A 19,728-nucleotide genomic window follows, 5' to 3' on the forward strand; every position below is an offset into this window, starting at 1 on the left:
GCGGCCTCAGGGTAAAGCGTCAGTCGCTGGACACGACCTTGGATGCCGCCAGTTCGCGGCCGTACGACACGGCGTCGCCCTCGGCCTTGATCTTCAGCGCGAGCGTGGTGTCGGCGAATGCATCGAGCGCCGGGTTCACACCCACAAGGGTGAAGGGACGCTCCACCACGCGCAGGTCGAGACCCCACACGTCTTCGAGCACGCGACGGAGCCAGCCCGTCGAGTGATCCCAGCCCTCCTTCGGCGTGCCCGGCGCGTAGTTGCCGCCGAGCACGGTGACGAGCGTGGCGGGCTTTCCACGCAGAGCGGTGCCCTGCGGGTCGATGCGCGGGTCGGTGTAGGCGAGGTCGAACCACGTCTTGAAGTGCTGCGAGACGCCGTAGTTGTAGAGCGGAACGGCGAACAGCAGGGCGTCCGCTCCGATGAGCTCGTCGGCGAACGTCTGCGCGAGCGCCTCAGCCGCGCGCTGGCCCTCGGTGCGCTCCTCGGGGGCGACGAACTTGCCCGTCACGGCATCCGCCCAGGCCGTCGCCGGGACGGGGTCGACGGCGAGATCGCGTCGGGTGACGACCGAGTCGGGGTGGGCCGCGACCCACTCCTGCTCGACGAGGTCGGCGAGCGACCGGCTCGCGCTCGATGCGGGCAGGATGCTGGCATCCAGGCGGAACAGGGACATAAGGCTCCAATCACGAAATGGATAGTCGCTATGAAAAAGAGAGCGGCTAGCGAGACTGTAGCACGCGTACGATGGAGTCATGACCGAGATGTCGGATGCCGAGCACGGCCCGTGTGACGCCGCTGTCACGCTCGCCTTTTCGGTGCTCGGAAAGCGCTGGAACGGCATGATCCTGTCGTCGCTCGGCGCAGGAGCCACGACGTTCGTCGGCCTCCGACGGGCGGTCACCGGCATCAGCGACGCGGTGCTGTCCGACCGCCTGGCGGAGCTCGCGACGGCCGGTCTCGCCGAGCGTCGTGTCGAGCCGGGCCCGCCCGTCTCGGTCTCGTACCAGCTCACCGACGCGGGGCGACAGCTGCTCCCGGTGCTCGATCAGCTCGGCGCATGGGCGCGCGAAAATCTGACGCCCGCCCACTGAAGCGCCGGCGGCGTGCCGAGACCCGCAGTTCGGTTCCCGTCACGCCGCGGACCGATCACTCATCCCGGGCGGGCGTCTCGTCGCCGTAGGACGCGCGAGGGTTCCACCCCAGAAGTGAGCGGCTCGCGAGGACCGATGCACGTGCCCAGTGATGCGCCCGCGCCCACCGAATTCGCCCCGAGACCAGCGTCATGGGGTCGCTGTAGGCCCAGTGGGGGGCGAACACGGGCGACCGGCGGCGATTTCCGTCCCTTCGGGTGAGATGGAGCAATGCCTCCGTGGCCCCGAGGCTGACGGCTGCCTTCACCCCTTGCACGACCGACGGCAGCGGAGCGCCCGCCACCGTCGCGCGGAACGTCGCGAGGTCGCCGTAGGACGGAACGTACGGCACGCATCGGCTCAGGTCGGCCTCTCGCGTCGCCGCCTCCGCAAGGGTGATGTCGGCCGGGAGCCCCATCATCTTCTCGAACGTGTGACGGCTGTCCGGCGCGAAGGATGTCGCGATCGCGCCGAACCCGATGTTCATGACCAGGAGGTTCGGGATGCCATGCCGGCGCGCGGCGCGCGCGAGCGCCGTCCCCACGTGCAGGTAGCGCAACTCCGACTCGTCGAGCACGAGGTCGGCGCCCGCGACGAACTCGTCGGCGTTGTCGACGGTGACCCCCTCGGGGAACGCGACGACCCGCGTGCCCGGGCGGATCTTGGCGATGGTCTCCCGCAGAGCGTCCACCTTGAGCCGTCCGTAGGTGTCGGTGTTCGCCCACGCCACACGGTTGGAGTTCTCCGGCTCGAAGATCTCCGGGTCCGCGATCCGGACCTCCTTCGGCCCGGCCATCATGACCAGAGCCACCGCGAGGTCGAAGCCGTCTCCCCCGGCCCCCGCGATGGCGATCGTCGAGTCCTGGAGGAGCTGCTGTTCGCTGCGGCGCCAGAAGCCGAGGTTGCGGCGGAACTCGGGAGGCACGGGCGCCTGCGGCGCGCGACGTTCGAGGGTCATCGGCCGACCTCCCCCCAGAACCGGACCGCACCCTCGGAGACGTCCAGGGCGTCGATCTCGTCGAGGCCCCCGAGGTTGGCCGCCGAGACGATCGGATCGAGCTTGATGGCGACGTTGACGCCCTGGTACTCCTCGAGCCACACGGGCTCGGCAATGCGCGACACCCCGACTCCCATGATGCGAAGCACCCGTTCCAGGGGACGTTCGACGATCGCATACACGTCGTCGTCCGCGCCGATCTGCCGGATGTGCGCGATCGTCGACCGCAGCATCTCGCGCAGCGCGAGGTGCTGCTGCGCAGGGTCGTCGAGCCGGCCGATGTAGCGGGAGACTTCGACACCGGGGCCGTCGAGCCCCAGACCGAAGAGCTCGTCCGCGGGCAGCGGCCGGTTGTCGCCGCGGCGACGCTCGATCTGGCGCACACAGGCCACGGCGACGGGATGCGGGCGGCGGTTCTGCAACACCAGCCTGGCCGTCGAGCGCTCGTCGTCGTCGTCGATGTCCACCCCGTACGTCAGCTCGCTCAGGTCGAGCATGCCCGTCTGGGTCGTGTAGACCTCCGTCCGGAGGTCGAGGTAAGCGGAGAACAGCGGGTTGGAGCGCAGGCCGAATCCGAGTTCGATCAGCGCGAACTCGCTCCCCGGGCTGAGGTCGAAGACGTCGGTGTGGACGGGCGGTGTGATGTCCGCGTTGCGGACCCTTGTCTTGGTGGCGGCCATGGCCGGATTCCTTTCGTCGGGATGACTCGACGCTAGAAACCGGACCCCCGCGGGGTCGTGACAAGAAAGTGACACCCCCTTATCAGCGACGGACTCCCCTACGCGGTCGAGCCGCCCGGACGCAGCATGACGATCGACGTCCCGGCATCCTCACGTGCGACGAGGAGTTGACGCGCGCGGGGCTGGATCCACGGAGCGGCACCGATGATCAGCTGGGTCAGTTTCTTGATGCCGGCGTCGGACCACCGTCGCACCGTGCGCGGGTCGACGAGCCGGGTGAGCGCTACCCCGACGTCGTGATTTCCGAGCGCACGCACGATGAAACTCGCCGTGGCCAACTTGATGTCATCGAGCGGCCCGTACGCCTTCCGGAGACTCCGGAGTTCCCGTTCGATGCCCTCCCGCGCGGGGTGGTGGCTCGTCACGTCGCCGCCCACAGCCTGAGCATGAGCCGGTTGCCCAGCGTTTCGACGCTGTCCGGGCTCGCGCCGCCGACGAGTCGAACCGAGAACTTCGGCCACAGCTCACCGCGCCACTGCACCGTCAGCGACGTCTCCCTCTCGTCGTATGCCAGCCCAAGAGGCATCCCGCACCGCAGGCGAATCCGCGCACCGTCCTCCGCCACGCTCCACGACAGCGGACGCACCGTCCGCTCATCCCCGGAGAGCACCTCCACGACGGGTTCGCGCATGACAGCGACGGCCGGATGGTGGGCGTGAAAGGCGACGGTGACTCCGTCTCGCTCTGCGATGAGGATCGCGGTGAACTCCGGCACCGCTTCGATCGTCCAGTTCGTGGTGATGAGTCTCGCGAGCGCTTCCAGTCCTTCGTCGCTCAATCTCCGCGCCTGACGCTGGTCCACGGACAGTTGCTGTCCGGCCTCGGTCAAGCGGTGCAAGTGCGTGTCACCGTCGCTGGAGAACCCCAGCGACGCTGCGGCCGCCGTGATGGAGCGCTCGTCCGACCCGTCCAGCAGGTGGTGAGACAGCCGCGTGTAGGCGAGGAACGGATCACCGGCTCCGAGCAGCTCGCACAGCGTCGGCGCCAGGCTCAGCGCGTCGACGGTGACGGCTCCACTGCGTTTGCGGAGTCGCTTCAACTCGTCCAGGACGAGCGCTCGGATCGAGTCATCGCTCACGGTCGACCACTTTCCTGCCTCTCGGGCGGGTGATGACGATCGAACAGATCGATCGCACCACAACCGGAAGGATACTCACGGCCACCATCGAGCGCCGTCACGGGACCTTTCGCCCGCACCATCAGGGCAACGACGAGCAACGGCGCCTCTCCCGAGGGAGAGACGCCGTTACGAGGTGGTGGACCTGAGGGGATTCGAACCCCTGACCTCCTCGATGCGAACGAGGCGCGCTACCAACTGCGCCACAGGCCCGGACAACTCGACAACACTATCACGCGCCCCTCGCCCCGACCGACCCGGCCGAGCGCCCGGGCGTGCCGCGCGAGAGTCCTACTGACCCGACGCGCGGCGCTCGAGGAGCTGACGCACGTGGTCCTCGATCTCGGCGTCGTCGACGTAGCCCATCGACGCGTACGGCGAGACGGCGGCCGGCCGTGCGACCTCGATCGGCGTCGGCGCCTGCGCGGCGGCGATCTCGCGGGCGACCTGTTCGCGAGCGGCCGCGCGCAGGGCCTCGCGGGCGAGCTGCTCATCGACGGTCGCCGCGGCGCGCGAACCCGCCGACGCGACGAGCGGACGCGGCAGCTCGCGCGGCGTCCACGTCGGACGCGGCGCGGGTGCGGCCGCACCGAAGTCCTGCACCTCGACCGCGGCACGCTGCACCACCGTCGCCACGGGACGCGCCGTCGCGCGGGCTGCGACGCGCGAGAGGCGCTGCAGCACGACGAGAGCGAGAACGACCGCCACTCCCCCGACGACGAGCAGCAAGGGTGCCGCGCCGAACGACACCTGGATGCCACCGGCCACCGCCGCGACGATCCCGAGGCCCGCGAACACGGTGGTCGCCAGGCGGAAACGCCGACGCGCCCGGGCACGGCGCAACTCCGGTCGCGCGACCGCGGCCGCACGCTCGGCGTGCGCCCGCTCGACGGCGGCGGCCTGCTCGGCACGCGTCTTCTCGAGGGCCGCTGCCCGCTCGGCCTTGGCGACCTCGACGGCGGCGGCGCGCTCCGCGCGGGCGAGCTCGATCGCGGCGGCCCGCTGTTCCTTCACGAGATCGCGGTCACGGGCGGCTTCCAGGCGCGCGACGTCGAGCCGGGCCTTGGCCTCGGCGAGGTCGGCCTGCGCCTTCTGCGCCTGGACCTGACGCGCGATCTTCTGCTGCTGGTGCGCGGTGCGAGCAGTGAGTTCGAGGTGGACTTCCCGCGGCGTCTCGGCGGTTTCCGCGAGAACGCGCAGCGCCTGGTTGAGTCGCACGGCGTTGCGCTCGGCCGACGTGAACCGGTGCCGGCTCTGCCACGACGGCAGGAGGTACACCAACCACAGCGCGACCGAGACGAAGACGATCACCCCGCCGCCGAGAACCTGTCCACCCATGGCACCACGGTAGGTCACGCCGAGGTCACAGCTCGGCATCCGTCCGCGTGTCGCCCCGCGAGGCGCGAGACATCGGACGCGGGCCGTGCCCCCGGAGTGCGGCCGGCTACAGCCGGTCGGCGGGCGGGATGGATGCCGCGTCCGGCGGGACCTGACCGCGATCCCACCGGTCGAGGACGCCGTACGGCACCTCTTCGCGCACCAGAGCGAAGGAGTAGTGATCGCGCCAGTCGCCGTCGATGTGGATGTAGCGGCGACGGAGCCCCTCGTACCGGAACCCGAGCTTCTCGACCACGCGGAGGCTCGCGTGGTTCTCCGGCCGGATGCAGATCTCGACGCGGTGCAGGTTGAGCTCGGTGAAGCAGACGTCGGTCGCCATGGCGACGCTGATCGTTGTGATGTTGCGACCCGCGTACTCCTCGGCGACCCAGTATCCGATGGTCGCGGACGCCAGTGAGCCCCGCGAGACACCCCACACGTTGAGCTGACCGGCGACCTCGTCGTTCCACTCCATGACGAAGGGGACGCCGAGGCCGTCGCGATACTGCTGCAGGAGACGGCGGATGCCGAGCCGCATGTCGAAGGAGACGGGCCCGTCCGGGCTCGTCGCCTCCCACGGTCGCAACCACGAGCGGTTGTCGATCAGCTCCTGCTGGAGGACGCGCGCGTCGCGATTGCGGATGAGACGGATCGACACCTCGCCGTGCCGTCGTGGGACGGAGAGATCCATGGCATCCCGTCGGGTCAGAGACCCGCCGCGAACTCCTTGAACCACGGACGGAGGGCCGGGCCCAGGTCTTCGCGGTCGGAGGCGAGCTGCACGATGGCCTTGATGTAGTCGACACGGTCGCCGGTGTCGTAGCGGCGGCCGCGGAAGATGACGCCGTACACGCCGCCGCCGTCGCCGCCGCCGTTCGCGAGTTCCTCGAGCGCGTCGGTCAGCTGGATCTCGCCGCCCTTGCCGGGCTGGGTGTGCTCCAGGATGCCGAACACGTCGGGGCCGAGAACGTAGCGGCCGATGATGGCGAGGTTCGAGGGGGCGTCCTCGGCCTTGGGCTTCTCGACGAGCTGGGTCACCTTGACCACGCCCTCGTCCTCCGTCGGCTCGACCGCGGCGACACCGTAAAGGTGGATGTGCGCGGGGTCGACCTCCATCAGGGCGATGACCGTCGCGTTGCGCTTGGTGTACTCCGCGAGCATCTGCTCGAGCAGCGGGTCGCGCTCGTCGATGAGATCGTCGCCGAGGAGAACGGCGAACGGGTGGTCGCCGACGTGGCTGCGCGCGCGGAGCACCGCGTGCCCGAGCCCCTTCGGCTCGCCCTGGCGCACCATGTGCACGTCGGCGAGGTCAGACGAGTGCTCGACCTTGGCGAGCTTGTCGTGGTCGCCCTTCTCGCGCAGCTTCGTCTCGAGCTCAGGCATCGAGTCGAAGTGGTTGGCGATGTTGTTCTTGTTGCGTCCGATGATGATGAGGACGTCGCTGATTCCGGCCGCAGTCGCTTCCTCGACCACGTATTGGATCGCGGGCTTGTCGACGACCGGAAGCATCTCCTTCGGCATGGCCTTCGTGGCGGGAAGGAAGCGAGTACCGAGTCCAGCGGCCGGGATCACGGCCTTGAAGGGCTTGTTAGGCATGCGCATACCCTACTGGTGCCATGCGACAGCGCTGTTACCAATTGCGCACCCCCGTACACTTGGGGCATGCCCGACAGCATCGAGCAGGCGAAACGCGCACTCCGCGCCGACCTGCGCGAACGACGCCAGACCGTCTCCGCACACGGGCGCGAAGTCGCCGAGGCCGGCGTCAAGGAGCAGCTCGACGCCCTCGTCGACCGCCTCGGCGCCCGCAGCATCTCCTGCTTCCTGTCGACGACCACCGAACCGGGTACGCACGCGTTCGTCGCCGGGGCGGTGGCACGTGGCATCCGGGTCCTCCTTCCCATCACACGCGAGGACGGTCTGCTCGACTGGTCGGTGGCGACTCCGGATGCCGAGATCGCCGAGGGTCTGTTCGGGTTGCCGGAGCCGGTCGGCGACGTGCTCGGGCCTATGGCGGTCGACGACGTCGATCTGCTCGTCGTCCCCGCGGCCGCGGTGGACCGGAGCGGAATGCGTCTCGGCTGGGGTCGCGGCTATTTCGACAAGACCCTCGGGTCCATCGAGAAGTGCCCGCCCGTCTACGCCGTCATCTTCGATTCCGAGTTCGTCGACGACGTGCCGCGCGACGTGCACGACCAGCCGGTCTCGGGCATCGTCACCCCCACGCGCACGGTCACCCTCGACCGCTCTCACGCCTGAACACCGAAGGAAACCGAATGCCCACCTACGCCTACGCCTGCAAGCAGTGCGGCCACCGCTTCGACGCGGTGCAGTCCTTCTCGGATGCCGCTCTCACCGACTGCCCCGTGTGCGGCGGTGAACTGCGCAAGCAGTACGGCTCGATCGGTGTGACCTTCAACGGCTCCGGCTTCTACCGCACGGATTCGCGCGGATCGAATGGGGCGTCGTCCGGCGCGGCATCCGGAACCACGGGCGGATCTTCGACATCATCGTCGTCTGAGTCGACGAAGACCGCGTCCACCCCGGCATCCTGACCCTCGCCGACCCTGCGGACGCGGCCGGAAGGGGAGCCTCGTCATGATCAAGGGATTCAAGGAGTTCATTCTCCGCGGAAACGTCATCGACCTCGCCGTCGCGGTGGTCATCGGCGCCGCGTTCACCGCGGTGGTCAACGCCATCGTCAGCGCAATCATCAATCCGCTCATCGAGGTGTTCTACGTGCCGAACGCGAACGGCGACTTCGGTCCGGAGATCACCGGGCTCTACGGGCAGACGGTGGTCTTCCCGCTCGGCTCGCTCCTCACCGCGGTCATCAGCTTCTTCGCCGTCGCGCTGGTGGTCTACTTCGTCTTCGTCTTCCCGATGAACCGGTGGAAGGCGCGTGCCGCGGTGCGGGCGGGCGTGGTCGAGCAGACCGATGAGCCGAAACTCCCGACCGAGCAGGAGCTGCTCGTGCAGATCCGCGACCTGCTGGAGCGCCAGCCGCGCGGCTGAGCCGCCCCACCTCCACCGAGAAACGCTTCTCGCGGGAGGAAACGGCCCGTCGCGCCGTTTCGCACCGTGGGAAGCGTTTCTCGCGTATCGGGGGCGACGCGGGCGTCAGTAGTGCGGCGGAACGTCGCGCAGGAGCTGCGCGTCGTTGGGACCGGATGCCGCGGGTGCCGACGGGCGCTCCCGCGTGCGGTCGTCCGCGGGTGCGGGTTCCGCGCTCGTCCCGGGTGCCGGGAGCAGCCGCGCGCGCCGGGCGCCGCGGACGCGGACGATCGGTTGGCGCTCGCTCGCCGAGACAGCGGGATCGGTGGCATCCGGGGTCGGGGCCACCGCGCTCACCCGTTCAGGTCGAGGGGTTCGGTGGTGGTGCCGGGAGCGGCGGCGTCGTCCGGGGCGGCGCCGAGGAGTTCCGCGATCCGGGATGCCACGCCCGCGGGGTCGCTGTACAGGTCGAACGCGTGCACGCGCACGTAGTGCCACCCGAGCCGCCGCAGGATCTGCGGCCGCAGCCGCAGCGTCTCGCGGAGCGTCTCGCCGATCGTCTCGGGATCGCTCTCGGCCACGACCGCCTTGCCGCGGTACCGCGCGACCAGCGGAAGAAGACCCCGGTAGTCGAGGTCGACCTCGATGCCGAGCCGCCGCAATTCGCGCGCGAGCGCGCGGGTGAGCGGGTCGGCGAGGTCTTCGAGCCGCGACTCGCGGCCCCGACCGGCGAGATTGCCGAGGATCCCCATGAGGGTTGCAGCGCCGTGCTCGAGGCGGCCGTCGTCGAACGCCGAGGGGCGGATCGAGGAGACGATCACCATCGAGCGCCGTGCGCGCGTCATTCCGACCGTGAGGAGCCGCTCCCCGTCGGGCGTCGACAGGTCGCCGAAGTCGCTCAGGACGCGCCCGTGCCGGGTGAGACCGAAGCCGAGCGAGAACACCACGCGGTCGCGGCTCTCGGCCACGGACTCCTCGAGGGTCAGCACGGCGAAGGGCTCCGCGGCATCCCGCGAGATGAAGGCCGCGACGTCGGATCGCCCGGCGAGCGCCGCCTCGACCGCCGCCCGGACGCGCTCGGCGTGCTTGCGGCTCGCGGTCACGACCATCAGCGACTCGGACGCGCGGTTGACCGCGTGCTCGACCACGAGGGTCACGACGCGCGCGACCTCGGCATCCGGACTCTCCACGGCACCGCTGACGGGGTCGGGCGCGCCGACGCCGTTCTCGACGTAGTCGACGCTGAGGCTGCCGCGTCCCAAGTACGAGCCTGCCCACGGAAGGGAGACGATCTCGCCGCCGTAGAAGGCGTCGTTGACGAGCTGCGCGAGATCCTCGCCGCCCGCCCGGTAGCTGCGGGTCAAGGTCTCGACGGGGAGCAGCTCCGCGATCCGCTCGAACACGGACACGTGATCGAACGGGACGTCATCCGCCTCATCATCCGAAACCGGCACGAGCGACGCGCTGACGCGGAAGGGCGTCGGCTTCTGGATCACCGGATCGCCGAACAGCACGACCTGGCGCGCCCGCAGCAGGGCCGGCGTGGCCTCCGTGAGGCACAGGGCTCCGGCATCCGCGATGATCACCGTGTCGAACGCGAGACCAGTCGGCACGTCGGGAACCTCGTACGGGGATGCCAGCCACACCGGCGCGAGCGTCCGGAGCAGCGTGGGCGCGGCCTCCGCGATCTCGTGGGCGCTGTGCAGTCCGTCCTTGAGGGAGTTCTTGAGCGCCTCCGCCTCGTCGGGGTGATCGACGATGCCGATACGCCACTGCTTCGCGAGTTCGGCGGCGAGCAGGGGCCCTGCCGCGGCGGCGTGGGCCTCGTCGACCAGGCGGAAGTCGCGTTCGAGGCGATCGACCACGCTCGTGTTCGCGCCGAGGAGAGCCCGGTCGCTCCGCAGCAGGTGCTCGAGGGCGGACTGCCACCAGGCGAACTCGAGTTCGTCGCCGACGCGGTCCTCGGGGACGTGCCGCACCGACAGTTCGACGAGGAGCTGTTCGAGGCCGAGCCGGGCGAGTTCGCCGCGCAGCTGCGCACGCTCGACGAGGTTGTCGAAGAAGGTCGACTCGGCGGCGAGACCGGCGAGGGTACGCACGAGGATCTGAACCGGCAGGGTCGCGAGACGGTCCGAACCCTGGCGACCCAGGATCTGGTCGAGTTCGCCGAGCATCGCGTCGACGCGCTGCCACCCGACGTGCACATCGGCGAGCCCGAGCGGGACCTCGGGGGTCACGCCCGCATCGACGACGCGCTGCCACTCGGTGCGCTGCTGCTGGATCCGGACGAGCGCTTCGTACATGTCGGGCACGTGGACGCCCGGGCGCACGTACTCCTTCGACAGGCGACGCAGGCGACGGCGGTTGGGACCGCTCATCGCCGAGGAATCGCGGCGCGGCGAGTGCGCGTCGATCAGTTCGCCGAGCGGACGCTCGAACACCGTGGGGCTGAACCGATCGAGCGACTCGCGGATGCCCTGCAGGAGCTTGAGGTACGCGCCGAGCTCCGACACGGTCTGGAACGGCCGCATGCGCGTCTGCGCGATGAGCTCGTAGCCGCGCTCGAGGAGGCGCGGGACGTCCTGCGCGTGCAGCTTGCCCGCGAGGTCGTGCGCGGCACGCGCGTCCTCGGTCCGCGTGAAGCTGACGCCGTACCAGGGCGAGTCGTCGGGGCCGAAGCGGAACTCGCCCAGCCGCGCCGCCGTGGCCAGCGCCTTCGCGGCGGCGTCACGGCGTCCCGCCAGACGCTCGAGGGTGGCGAGGTCGAACCGGGCCGTCGTCGACGGCGGAGGGGAGACGGATGCCAGTGCCGTCAGCGCGCGGAGGACGTCGAGGGTCGACACCCCCAGTGCGAGGTGCGGCTCGGTGACGGCCGACCGGTAGTCGCGCAGCACGGTTCGGAGGCGGACGAGCGCGTCGTCGATCTCGGAGACCTTGGGCTGCTCCGCCTTCTCGTTGCGGCCGATCGCGCGGATGAGATCGCGGCGCACGTGCGTGGGAGAGACCGCCAGCCCCGTGAGCCCCACACCGGCGAGACGATGACGGATGCCGTCGAGCGTCGACCGTCGCGCGCTGACGACGAGCACGCGCTTGCCCGCGTGCACGGCCTGGCCGATCGCGTTGATGACCGTCTGCGTGCCGCCCGTGCCAGGCAGCGTGTGGACGGCGAGGGAGTGGCCGGCGGCGATCCGCGCGAGAACCCGTTCCTGCTCGGCATCCGCGTCCAGGAGGAGGGTGTCGGCCGCGGGCGTCCGCTCGTCGGGGCTCGTCAGCACCGGATCGGCGGGCCGGACCATGATGCGGGCGCGATCGTCCGGGTGGCCGGCGAGCGCGTTGAGCAGCGGGGCGTCGAGGTGCTCCGTCTCGCGCGCCATCCCCGATCCGACGTCGGCGAACGACGAGATGATCAGGCGCGGGTGGACCACGAACGTCGGGACGTGGGTGGTGAGCCGGCGCAGGTGGTCGATGACCGGCTGCGGCTTGAACACGCCCTGGTCGTACGCGAGGCCCGCGAGCGCGGTGCTGTCGATCTGGATGCCGAGGTGAGTGCGGAACGCGCGGGCGAGCTCGGGGTTCATGACGAACGCGCCGTGGAGCTTGAGCTCGAAGTCGCCGTTGTGTCGGCGGATGGCGAGCGGGCGCAGCAGCACGGGGGCGGACCACTCCACTCCCCCGATCTTCCATGCGGCCAGGCCCACGGCCAGGTGCACCGGCTCGAGTCCGCGGGCGGTGCGCAGTTCGACGTTCTTCGCCGTGATGCGTTCGGCGGCGATGCGCGCGGTGCGCAGGGCCACCTCGTCACGGAAGAGGTTGGACAGCAGCGTCGCTCGGCCGGTGATGAACTGCGGCAACGAGCCGGGGTGGGCCTTCGTGATGTCGATGCCGGCGTCGCGGGCGTCGTCGAAGCGCAGCAGCGTCGAGCGTCCCCCGAGGGCCGCGGCCTCCGTGCGGATGCGCTGGCGTTCGGGGTCGGCGACGTGACGAACCACGATGCCGGGCTCCGACAGTCGCAGCTCGCCCGGATCGATCGACGCCGGAACGTCGCCCTCGGCGCCCGTCACGACGCCGTCCTCAGCTCGCCACACACCTGTCAGACTAAGCCGAGCACCCGTGGATGGTGCGCAGCGGGCCCGAGTTTCGCGGGATTGCACGAAACGCCGAACGATCGGCCCTTCCTCCCCCGTGGCCCGATTCGCGGATCCATCCACCGATCGGGTCCGCCACCCTGCGGCGTCGGAACGGCGTGATGAGGATGAGGGAATGAGCACAGCCACCAGCACCGTGTACGACGGCCCGTTCGCCCCGATCCTCCTGACCTTCCTCGACGACGCCCTGGTCCATCTCGACGTCGCCCACGATGGCGTCGACGTCGCGCGGGCCGCGATCGCCCACCGGCTGGGCGTGGTTCCCGACCCCGATCCAGGACCCGCTCGGGATGCCATCGCCCAGTTGGACGAGTACTTCGACGGTCGACGTCAGACGTTCGAGATCCCTCTCGACTGGCGCCTCGTCACGGGGTTCACACGGGACGCGCTCCAGGCCGTACGACGTGTCCCATACGGGGAGGTCGCCTCATATGGGGAGGTCGCGATCATGGCGGGCTCCCCCGGCGCCGCGCGGGCCGTGGGCACCGCATGCGCCAACACGCCGTTCTCCATCGTCGTGCCGGTGCATCGCGTCGTGCGCGCCGACGGATCGATCGGCGAATACGGCGGACACCCCGAGGTGAAGCACTTCCTGCTCGATCTGGAGAACGGCGTCGCGGATCGGTTGCGGACGCCGGCGTAGCGCGGCGTGGGGTCAGCGCAGCGGCTGGCCGCGGAACCGAGCGGAACGGCCTGGCCCGGCCCGGCGCGTGGGCCGGACCGGGCGAGGACGCGATCAGTGGTTCGAGGCCTTCTCCGCGCCGAAACCGGTGAGGGAACGCACGTCCATCTCGGCGGCCTTGCGCGGATCCTCGGTCTGCTTCGACGTGATCGAGCCGAGCCAGCCCAGGAGGAAGCCGAGCGGGATCGACACGATGCCCGGATTGTTCAGCGGCCAGATCGCCACACCCGTGTTCGCGAACACGCTGGTCGGTCCGCCCCAGAACACCGGCGAGAGGAGGATCAGCACGAGCGCCGACCCCAGCCCTCCGTACATGCTCCACACGGCACCGCGCGTGGTGAAGCGGCGCCAGAAGAGCGAGTACAGGATCGTCGGGAGATTCGCCGACGCGGCCACGGCGAAGGCGAGCGCGACGAGGAACGCCACGTTCTGCCCCTGCACGCCGATCCCGCCGATGATCGCGAGGATGCCGATGACGATGACCGTGCGCCGCGCCACCTTGACCTCACCGTCGGGCGGGACGTTGCCCTTCTTCACGACGTTGGCGTAGATGTCGTGCGCGAAGGACGCCGCCGCCGTGATCGTCAGGCCCGCCACGACCGCGAGGATCGTCGCGAACGCCACCGCCGAGATGAACCCGAGCAGGATCGGTCCGCCGAGCGCGAGGGCCAGCAGCGGCGCCGCCGCGTTCACTCCGCCGGGCGCGGCCAGGATGGCCTCGGGCCCGACGAGGGCACCGGCTCCGTAGCCGAGTACGAGCGTGAGGAGGTAGAACAGACCGATCAGCCAGATCGCCCACACCACCGAGCGACGAGCCTCCTTTGCCGTGGGCACGGTGTAGAAGCGCATCAGGACGTGCGGGAGGCCCGCTGTGCCGAGGACCAGCGCCAGCGCGAGCGAGAGGAAGTCCCACGGGTTCGCGCCGTATTGCAGGCCGGGCCCGAGGATCGCCTCGCCCTTCGGCGATGCGGCGACCGCGCTCTCGAGCAGCGTGTTGAGGTTGAACCCGTTGATGGCCAGCACCCAGATCGTCATGACCACGGCCCCACCGATGAGGAGGAACGCCTTGACGATCTGCACCCACGTGGTGCCCTTCATGCCGCCGATCAGGACGTACACGATCATCAGGATGCCGACGACCGCCACGACGATCGACTGGCCCACACGTTCGGTGATCCCGAGCAGCAGCGACACCAGGCCACCCGCCCCCGCCATCTGCGCGAGCAGGTAGAAGAAGCACACCGCGAGCGTCGTGATGGCCGCAGCCATCCGGACCGGCCGCTCCTTCAGGCGGAACGACAGCACGTCGGCCATCGTGAACTTGCCGGTGTTGCGCATGAGTTCGGCCACGAGGAGCAGCGCCACCAACCACGCCACCAGGAACCCGACCGAGTAGAGGAACCCGTCGTACCCGTTGATCGCGATCGCCCCGCAGATCCCGAGGAAGGAGGCCGCCGACAGATAGTCGCCGGCGATCGCGAATCCGTTCTGGGGGCCGGTGAAGGAACGCCCGGCCGCGTAGTAGTCGGCCGCCGTCTTGCTGTTCCGGCTCGCCCGGATCACGATGAACAACGTCACGGCGACGAACGCACCGAAGATCGAGATGTTCAGGACCGGGTTGTTCTCGACCGTCTGAACCGCCGCGTGGACGGTGGCGAAGACCTCGTTCACGACTCACCCCGTTCGGCCCGCTCGAGTTCCACGCGCAGACTCTCCGCGCCGGGGTCGAGTCGCCGGTTGGCGTACGCGACATAGCCCATCGTGATCGCGAACGTCGTGACGAACTGCCCGAGACCGAAGACGAGGCCCACGGTGACGGCGCCGAACACCGGCTGCGCCATGAAGTCGGGAGCGAAGGACGAGAGCAGAACGTAGACGAAGTACCAGACGAGGAACGCCACGGCCATCGGGAAGATGAAGCTGCGCTGCCGCCGCTTCAGCTCCCGGAACGGGGCGGACTCCTCGACCGCGATGTAGTCGACGCCGCGCGGGGCGCCGTCGATCCTGTTGTCCGTCATGTGGCCTCCTTGCCTCATGAGACCGGCGCATCGGCGCGCCGGAGGGGGGAAAACACCGGGTCGGAGGGCCTTCCCGGTGGTAGGGTCGACGCTACGAAAGGCGGCGACGCAGCCGTCACCCCCGGAAGTAGGTAGTTCGTGGGAACACCGATCGCACTCCGAGACGACGTGACGCTGGTGTCGCACGCCGTGACCGAACTCGCGCGGCGCACGCACTTTCCCGTCGCTTTCGGTGGCCTGGAGCACGACGGCGCCGTCCACGTCTCCACCGTCGTCGGAGCCCGCACGCGCAGCATCGAGGGGCTGGTCGTCCACGCCGAGCGGGGTCTCGGCGGTCGGGCGCTCGTCGAGCGGCGCCCCCGACTCGCCCTGGACTATCGCACCGCACGCACCATCACCCACGACTACGACCGCGCCATCCTCGGGGAGGGCATCGCGACCCTGTTCGCAGTGCCCGTGCTCGTCCGGGGCAGCGCCCGCGGCGTTCTGTACTGCGGCTCCTGGGCGCAGGCACCCCTCGGTGAGCGCGAGGCGCGCCCCGCCTTCGACATCGCGGGCGAACTGGGCACCGAACTGCGGGTGCGCGACGAGGTGGACCGCCGTCTCGCCTCCCTGAACCCCGGTGACGACGGCCTCAGCGCGGGCGCGCGCGAGGAGATCCGACAGAGCTACGCCCAGCTCCGCAGCATCGCCGCCACCGTCCCCGACGAAGGGGTGCGTCGCCGCCTCGAAGAGTTGGAGTCCCGCCTCGCCGCGCTCTCCGGCGACAGAGCGATCGAGCCCGAGATCACTGGCATCCACCTCTCCCGTCGCGAGTTGGACGTCCTCTCCTGCGCGGCCGTCGGGGCCACGAACGGCGAGATCGCGGCATCCCTTCACCTGCGCGAGACGACCGTGAAGTCGTACCTCGCATCGGCGATGTCGAAGCTGGATGCCTCCACCCGACATGCCGCCGTCGCGCGGGCGCGCCGCGCCGGACTGCTTCCCTGAGAGCCGCGCGGAGCGCCCTGAGTGCTCCGTGAGAATCCCCTGGCAATGGCGCCGTGAGGTTGAGACCGCGCCCGATTCTCGGAATCGTGGCTGGCCCCTGACGTCGACACAGAAGGAGAGTCACCCATGCTGACGCTCACCGAAGAGGCCACCACCGCCGTCAAGACCATCGCCGCCCAGCTGCCGGATGCCGCCCAGGGCGGTGTGCGCATCGAGGGCGCCGGCTCGCCCGAGTCGCAGTTCCGGCTGTCCGTCGTCGACGGTCCGGAGCCCCAGGACGCCGTCGTCGAGAACTCGGGCGCCCGTGTCTTCCTGGACGCCGACGCCGCTCAGGTGCTCGACGACCGCGTGCTCGACGCGCAGATGGACGGGCAGGGTTCCGTGCAGTTCGCGGTGACCACCCAGGCGTGAGTCCTGTTCGATGATGCCCCGGCCGCGCGCCGGGGCATCATCGTGTCGGGCGCCGTGGTCAGGCGGGGCCGCGCCGGATCCAGGCGACGACGAAGATCACCAGCCCGGCGACCAGCGCGGCGAGCACCCACAGGACCACGAGGTAGTCGATCCACGAGCCGATCGGCGGGGATCCCGGCAGGAAGTTGCGCAACGGGATCGTCGCGAACAGCATCGCGCCCATCCACCCCAGCGTGGTCACCTCGACCTTGCGCCTCCCCCGCAGCACGAGGATCGCGACGACGAGGACGAGCGCCGGGATGATCACCATGAGCGTGAGCAGGACGATCCCGAACGCGATCGTCGACCCCGAGCGCGAGACCGCGATGTCCACGGCGTTCACACCGTCGCCTACGGGCGTCTCGGAGACGGTGATGTCCCAGCCCGGGATGCCACGTTTCGACGGCTGCACGGTCGTGGGCAGCGGGGTCGACTCCCCCGCCGCATCGTCCTGCAGAGCCGTCATGATCGAGCGCACCGCGTACCGGTCGAACGGCCAGTTCTCGATCTGTCCGTCCATGACCAGCGACGTCTCGATCGGCGAGATGAGGTCGCCCTCGGCGAACTGCGTCGCCTTCGACCCGGCGACCGCGCGGAGACGAGGACGCCGAAGGGCCGGTGCGCGATGAGGCCGTTCGTCACCGTCCCGTCCTCGCCCTGCGTGGGCAGGATCGACACGGTGAGGCGGTTGGTCGCGGCATCCATCTTCTCCGGCGTCAACGACAGCGCCACCGTGTCGCCCGAGGTCTCTCCGTCGGCGCTGCCCACGATGTCGCCGCTCCCGGCGTACAGACCCACGACGGTCGCGTAGAGCGCGACGAACAGGACGACGGAACCGACGGTCCAGAGGACCGGGCGGCGGCGAGAGGACGCGGGGCTGCTCACGGAGTCAGTGTGACAGAGCGCGAGGACGGGCTTCGGTGCCCCCGACAGGATTCGAACCTGCGACGCCCGCGTTAGGAGTGCGGCGCTCTATCCCCTGAGCTACGGAGGCGGGACTGCCTTCCAGCCTACTGCGAGCGTGCCGCGGCGCCGACGCGGAGCTGGGCGGCGAGCGCGGCATCCCACTCCCCCGGCTCGGACAGCACGGCTTCGCGCACGTCCACGCCGCTCGCGTCGACCGTCGCGACGCACACGAGCAACGACTCCAGCACGACGTCGTCGTGCGCGTCGCGGCGCAGGATCGACGAGGCCGGGTCGGACGTGGATGCCTCGACCACCGCGAGCCACGGACCCCACCAGTCGTCGTCCTCGGCGATGCCGGCGCGACGGAAGTCCTCCAGCCAGCGACCGACCCGCGGCGTGGTCGGATCGTCGGGACCATCGTGCGCGATCATGTGCGTGCCGGGCGCCAGGCGAGTGCGGCGGGCGGCGAGGCCGTCCCATTCCACGACGGTGGCGCCGTCGGCATCCACTTCCACCAGGTTGAAGCCTCGCGTGACCGGGGCTTCCGGGAGCGACCCGGCGACCGACTGCAACGGGATGCCACCCCGGCTCACGACCTCGTCGTCCGACCGCCCGGACAGGTCCTCGCGGTTCAGCAGCACGGCCAGGCGTCCCGCGCGCGGATCGGCAGCGAGCCAGGCTCCGCCCGCGCGCTCGTCGCGGATCCCCCGCACGGCGGGCTGCTCCGGCCACCAGGCGCCGAGACGACGCCACGGACGGTTCCGGTCCTCGTCCCGGACGGCCAGCACCCGGACGGGCTGACCGCTCTCGCGCGGGACGTCCACGACCACGGTGCACATTCCCTCCACGCTACCGGCGCGGGGGCCGCGGTGGGCGGGTGCGGCGTACGGACGAGGGCTCAGCGCACGGCGTCCGGCTCCCGTGACGCCACCGCGCGCCCCTCGACCTGGGAGACTGGGCCCATGTTCGTCGTCGTGGGAGTGACCGGAGGCATCGCCGCCTACAAGACCGTCGGGCTCGTCCGGCTGCTGGTGAAGGCGGGGCACGATGTGCACGTCGTACCGACCGACGACGCGCTGCGGTTCGTCGGGCTGCCGACGTGGGAGGCGATCAGCCGCAATCCCCTCACGACCTCCGTGCACGAGGACGTCGCTCGCGTGCGGCACGTGTCGTTGGGACAATCCGCCGATCTCGTGATCGTGGCGCCCGCGACCGCGAACACCCTCGCGTCGATGACCGCGGGGCTCGCGTCGGACCTCCTCGGCACCACGCTCCTCGCGACGACCGCTCCGGTCGTGGTCGCGCCCGCGATGCACACCGAAATGTGGCGGCATCCCGCGACCGTGCACAACATGGACGTGCTCCGTGCGCGCGGCGTGCACGTCGTCGGCCCCGCGGACGGCGCGCTCACCGGAGGCGACAGCGGTCCCGGGCGGATGTCGGAACCCGAGGAGATCGTCGCGGCCGCCCTCGCCCTCGTGGAACGTCCGCGTGACCTGTCGGGGCTCTCGGTGCTCGTGAGCGCCGGCGGCACCCGCGAACCGATCGACCCCGTGCGTTTCCTCGGCAACCGGTCCAGCGGCCGCCAGGGCGTCGCGATCGCGCGTGCCGCCGCCGACCGCGGCGCCACCGTCACCCTGGTGGCGGCGCACCTCGACGCCGATGTCCGCCCCGATCCGCGCGTCGAGGTCATCTCGGTGGGCACGGCCGACGAGCTGGGACGGGCGATGGATGCCACCTCCCCCGACGCCGACGTCGTCATCATGGCCGCGGCGGTCGCCGACTACTCCGTCGCCGCGGTCTCGGAGCACAAGCTCCGCAAGCAGGACACCCCGGGCGGTCTGACCCTCGAACTGATCGAGAACCGCGACATCGTCGCGGGGCTCGTCGCAGCCCGCCGACCGGGCCAGACCATCGTCGCGTTCGCCGCCGAAACCGTCGACAGCCAGGACGAGCTACTCGAGCGTGCCCGCGCCAAGGCCGCTCGCAAGGGCGTCGACCTCCTCGCCGCGAACGCCGTCGGCTGGACGAGCGGCTTCGAGACGGCCGACAACGCCCTCAAGATCATCGGGCGTGACGGCGAGGTCGTCGGCGAGGCAGCCGGCTCCAAGGCGGAGACGGCCGACGCGCTGCTGGACGCCGTCCTGGCGGCGCGTTGGCGCTGAGGCTGCGCGGGCCT

The 19,728-nt window shown here is 70.3% G+C and carries 23 protein-coding genes and 2 tRNA genes; 8 read left to right on the top strand and 17 right to left on the bottom strand.

Annotated features, from left to right (window positions below):
• Positions 1-19 precede the first annotated feature (19 nt).
• Complete coding sequence (locus AVW09_RS05890; RefSeq protein ID WP_063257133.1) at positions 20-676, bottom strand: FMN-dependent NADH-azoreductase; 657 nt, start codon at positions 674-676, stop codon at positions 20-22.
• Positions 677-755: 79 nt separating this feature from the next.
• On the opposite strand from AVW09_RS05890, the gene AVW09_RS05895 reads away from it, so the two are divergent.
• Positions 756-1,094 (top strand): winged helix-turn-helix transcriptional regulator, encoded by a 339-nt coding sequence (locus AVW09_RS05895; RefSeq protein ID WP_063257134.1) that lies wholly within the window; start codon positions 756-758, stop codon positions 1,092-1,094.
• Between the two features lie 55 nt (positions 1,095-1,149).
• Here AVW09_RS05895 and AVW09_RS05900 read toward each other — a convergent pair whose 3' ends face one another.
• From AVW09_RS05900 to galU, 8 genes are all read right to left on the bottom strand, one after another.
• Positions 1,150-2,091: a ThiF family adenylyltransferase gene (locus tag AVW09_RS05900; protein ID WP_063257135.1), complete on the bottom strand. Its 942-nt coding sequence runs from the start codon at positions 2,089-2,091 to the stop codon at positions 1,150-1,152.
• The gene (locus AVW09_RS05905) at positions 2,088-2,810 is read right to left on the bottom strand and encodes a hypothetical protein (protein WP_063257136.1); all 723 of its coding nucleotides are present in this window, start codon (positions 2,808-2,810) and stop codon (positions 2,088-2,090) included. The genes AVW09_RS05900 and AVW09_RS05905 overlap by 4 nt, the downstream gene beginning before the upstream one ends.
• Positions 2,811-2,908: 98 nt before the next feature.
• Positions 2,909-3,247 (bottom strand): hypothetical protein, encoded by a 339-nt coding sequence (locus AVW09_RS05910; protein WP_063257137.1) that lies wholly within the window; start codon positions 3,245-3,247, stop codon positions 2,909-2,911.
• Entirely contained in the window at positions 3,232-3,948 is a 717-nt protein-coding gene (locus AVW09_RS05915; RefSeq protein WP_063257138.1) for a hypothetical protein, read from the bottom strand. Before AVW09_RS05915 ends, AVW09_RS05910 begins: the two co-directional genes overlap by 16 nt.
• A 176-nt stretch (positions 3,949-4,124) precedes the next feature.
• Positions 4,125-4,200: transfer RNA gene (locus AVW09_RS05920), tRNA-Ala, on the bottom strand.
• 78 nt (positions 4,201-4,278) lie between these two features.
• Complete coding sequence (locus AVW09_RS05925) at positions 4,279-5,325, bottom strand: hypothetical protein (RefSeq protein ID WP_063257159.1); 1,047 nt, start codon at positions 5,323-5,325, stop codon at positions 4,279-4,281.
• Positions 5,326-5,431: 106 nt separating this feature from the next.
• A complete protein-coding gene (locus AVW09_RS05930; RefSeq protein WP_063257139.1) occupies positions 5,432-6,055 on the bottom strand; it encodes a GNAT family N-acetyltransferase in 624 nt (207 codons plus the stop codon).
• Between the two features lie 14 nt (positions 6,056-6,069).
• Entirely contained in the window at positions 6,070-6,960 is an 891-nt protein-coding gene (gene galU, locus AVW09_RS05935; RefSeq protein ID WP_063257160.1) for a UTP--glucose-1-phosphate uridylyltransferase GalU, read from the bottom strand.
• 66 nt (positions 6,961-7,026) lie between these two features.
• On the opposite strand from galU, the gene AVW09_RS05940 reads away from it, so the two are divergent.
• Genes AVW09_RS05940 through mscL form a run of 3 tightly spaced genes read left to right on the top strand, consistent with a single transcriptional unit; the run spans position 7,027 to position 8,379 of the window.
• Positions 7,027-7,623, top strand: a complete 597-nt coding sequence (locus AVW09_RS05940; protein ID WP_063257140.1) for a 5-formyltetrahydrofolate cyclo-ligase — start codon at positions 7,027-7,029, stop codon at positions 7,621-7,623.
• Positions 7,624-7,640: 17 nt separating this feature from the next.
• On the top strand, positions 7,641-7,919 hold the full coding sequence (locus AVW09_RS05945) for an FmdB family zinc ribbon protein (protein ID WP_063257141.1): 279 nt from the start codon (positions 7,641-7,643) through the stop codon (positions 7,917-7,919).
• Positions 7,920-7,962: 43 nt separating this feature from the next.
• Positions 7,963-8,379 (top strand): large conductance mechanosensitive channel protein MscL, encoded by a 417-nt coding sequence (mscL, locus tag AVW09_RS05950; protein WP_063257142.1) that lies wholly within the window; start codon positions 7,963-7,965, stop codon positions 8,377-8,379.
• 105 nt (positions 8,380-8,484) lie between these two features.
• Here the strand turns inward: mscL and AVW09_RS05955 are convergent, their stop codons facing one another.
• Together AVW09_RS05955 and AVW09_RS05960 are read right to left on the bottom strand one after the other, a co-directional pair.
• Positions 8,485-8,715: a hypothetical protein gene (locus tag AVW09_RS05955; protein ID WP_231901781.1), complete on the bottom strand. Its 231-nt coding sequence runs from the start codon at positions 8,713-8,715 to the stop codon at positions 8,485-8,487.
• The gene (locus AVW09_RS05960; protein WP_442922736.1) at positions 8,712-12,443 is read right to left on the bottom strand and encodes an AAA family ATPase; all 3,732 of its coding nucleotides are present in this window, start codon (positions 12,441-12,443) and stop codon (positions 8,712-8,714) included. The genes AVW09_RS05955 and AVW09_RS05960 overlap by 4 nt, the downstream gene beginning before the upstream one ends.
• 175 nt (positions 12,444-12,618) lie before the next feature.
• Here AVW09_RS05960 and AVW09_RS05965 point away from each other — a divergent pair, with 175 nt between their 5' ends.
• Positions 12,619-13,146 carry a methylated-DNA--[protein]-cysteine S-methyltransferase gene (locus tag AVW09_RS05965; RefSeq protein WP_063257144.1) on the top strand — a complete coding sequence of 176 codons (528 nt, stop codon included), beginning with the start codon at positions 12,619-12,621 and terminating at the stop codon, positions 13,144-13,146.
• A 93-nt stretch (positions 13,147-13,239) separates the two neighbouring features.
• Here the strand turns inward: AVW09_RS05965 and AVW09_RS05970 are convergent, their stop codons facing one another.
• The gene (locus tag AVW09_RS05970; protein WP_063257145.1) at positions 13,240-14,856 is read right to left on the bottom strand and encodes a solute symporter family protein; all 1,617 of its coding nucleotides are present in this window, start codon (positions 14,854-14,856) and stop codon (positions 13,240-13,242) included.
• Complete coding sequence (locus tag AVW09_RS05975; RefSeq protein ID WP_022879047.1) at positions 14,853-15,203, bottom strand: DUF485 domain-containing protein; 351 nt, start codon at positions 15,201-15,203, stop codon at positions 14,853-14,855. The genes AVW09_RS05970 and AVW09_RS05975 overlap by 4 nt, the downstream gene beginning before the upstream one ends.
• Before the next feature lie 138 nt (positions 15,204-15,341).
• Here AVW09_RS05975 and AVW09_RS05980 point away from each other — a divergent pair, with 138 nt between their 5' ends.
• Positions 15,342-16,193 carry a helix-turn-helix transcriptional regulator gene (locus AVW09_RS05980; RefSeq protein ID WP_063257146.1) on the top strand — a complete coding sequence of 284 codons (852 nt, stop codon included), beginning with the start codon at positions 15,342-15,344 and terminating at the stop codon, positions 16,191-16,193.
• A 126-nt stretch (positions 16,194-16,319) separates the two neighbouring features.
• Positions 16,320-16,604 (top strand): Fe-S cluster assembly protein HesB, encoded by a 285-nt coding sequence (locus AVW09_RS05985; RefSeq protein ID WP_063257147.1) that lies wholly within the window; start codon positions 16,320-16,322, stop codon positions 16,602-16,604.
• Positions 16,605-16,662: 58 nt separating this feature from the next.
• On the opposite strand, the gene AVW09_RS18195 is transcribed toward AVW09_RS05985, so the two are convergent.
• The 4 genes from AVW09_RS18195 to AVW09_RS06005 form a co-directional block, all read right to left on the bottom strand.
• Positions 16,663-17,163: a DUF4436 family protein gene (locus tag AVW09_RS18195; protein ID WP_063257148.1), complete on the bottom strand. Its 501-nt coding sequence runs from the start codon at positions 17,161-17,163 to the stop codon at positions 16,663-16,665.
• Complete coding sequence (locus tag AVW09_RS18200) at positions 17,106-17,528, bottom strand: hypothetical protein (protein ID WP_231901782.1); 423 nt, start codon at positions 17,526-17,528, stop codon at positions 17,106-17,108. The genes AVW09_RS18195 and AVW09_RS18200 overlap by 58 nt, the downstream gene beginning before the upstream one ends.
• Before the next feature lie 36 nt (positions 17,529-17,564).
• A tRNA-Arg gene (locus AVW09_RS06000) sits at positions 17,565-17,637 on the bottom strand.
• A gap of 16 nt (positions 17,638-17,653) precedes the next feature.
• Positions 17,654-18,388: an NRDE family protein gene (locus AVW09_RS06005; RefSeq protein ID WP_063257150.1), complete on the bottom strand. Its 735-nt coding sequence runs from the start codon at positions 18,386-18,388 to the stop codon at positions 17,654-17,656.
• A 123-nt stretch (positions 18,389-18,511) separates the two neighbouring features.
• Here AVW09_RS06005 and coaBC point away from each other — a divergent pair, with 123 nt between their 5' ends.
• The gene (gene coaBC, locus AVW09_RS06010; protein ID WP_063257151.1) at positions 18,512-19,714 is read left to right on the top strand and encodes a bifunctional phosphopantothenoylcysteine decarboxylase/phosphopantothenate--cysteine ligase CoaBC; all 1,203 of its coding nucleotides are present in this window, start codon (positions 18,512-18,514) and stop codon (positions 19,712-19,714) included.
• Positions 19,715-19,728: the final 14 nt, after the last annotated feature.

Source organism: Microbacterium sp. T32 (assembly GCF_001619615.1).
Lineage (GTDB): Bacteria > Actinomycetota > Actinomycetes > Actinomycetales > Microbacteriaceae > Microbacterium.

What these genes read in the sequence shown, in the direction of transcription:
- AVW09_RS05900 (WP_063257135.1), bottom strand. Translation starts at nt 2,091, where the DNA reads ATGACCCTCGAACGTCGCGCGCCGCAGGCGCCCGTGCCTCCCGAGTTC.
- AVW09_RS05890 (WP_063257133.1), bottom strand. Translation starts at nt 676, where the DNA reads ATGTCCCTGTTCCGCCTGGATGCCAGCATCCTGCCCGCATCGAGCGCG.
- AVW09_RS06005 (WP_063257150.1), bottom strand. Translation starts at nt 18,388, where the DNA reads ATGTGCACCGTGGTCGTGGACGTCCCGCGCGAGAGCGGTCAGCCCGTC.
- AVW09_RS05930 (WP_063257139.1), bottom strand. Translation starts at nt 6,055, where the DNA reads ATGGATCTCTCCGTCCCACGACGGCACGGCGAGGTGTCGATCCGTCTC.
- galU (WP_063257160.1), bottom strand. Translation starts at nt 6,960, where the DNA reads ATGCCTAACAAGCCCTTCAAGGCCGTGATCCCGGCCGCTGGACTCGGT.
- coaBC (WP_063257151.1), top strand. Translation starts at nt 18,512, where the DNA reads ATGTTCGTCGTCGTGGGAGTGACCGGAGGCATCGCCGCCTACAAGACC.
- AVW09_RS05940 (WP_063257140.1), top strand. Translation starts at nt 7,027, where the DNA reads ATGCCCGACAGCATCGAGCAGGCGAAACGCGCACTCCGCGCCGACCTG.
- AVW09_RS05965 (WP_063257144.1), top strand. Translation starts at nt 12,619, where the DNA reads ATGAGCACAGCCACCAGCACCGTGTACGACGGCCCGTTCGCCCCGATC.
- AVW09_RS05945 (WP_063257141.1), top strand. Translation starts at nt 7,641, where the DNA reads ATGCCCACCTACGCCTACGCCTGCAAGCAGTGCGGCCACCGCTTCGAC.
- AVW09_RS05905 (WP_063257136.1), bottom strand. Translation starts at nt 2,810, where the DNA reads ATGGCCGCCACCAAGACAAGGGTCCGCAACGCGGACATCACACCGCCC.
- AVW09_RS05925 (WP_063257159.1), bottom strand. Translation starts at nt 5,325, where the DNA reads ATGGGTGGACAGGTTCTCGGCGGCGGGGTGATCGTCTTCGTCTCGGTC.
- AVW09_RS05975 (WP_022879047.1), bottom strand. Translation starts at nt 15,203, where the DNA reads ATGACGGACAACAGGATCGACGGCGCCCCGCGCGGCGTCGACTACATC.
- mscL (WP_063257142.1), top strand. Translation starts at nt 7,963, where the DNA reads ATGATCAAGGGATTCAAGGAGTTCATTCTCCGCGGAAACGTCATCGAC.
- AVW09_RS05895 (WP_063257134.1), top strand. Translation starts at nt 756, where the DNA reads ATGACCGAGATGTCGGATGCCGAGCACGGCCCGTGTGACGCCGCTGTC.
- AVW09_RS05985 (WP_063257147.1), top strand. Translation starts at nt 16,320, where the DNA reads ATGCTGACGCTCACCGAAGAGGCCACCACCGCCGTCAAGACCATCGCC.
- AVW09_RS18195 (WP_063257148.1), bottom strand. Translation starts at nt 17,163, where the DNA reads ATGGACGGACAGATCGAGAACTGGCCGTTCGACCGGTACGCGGTGCGC.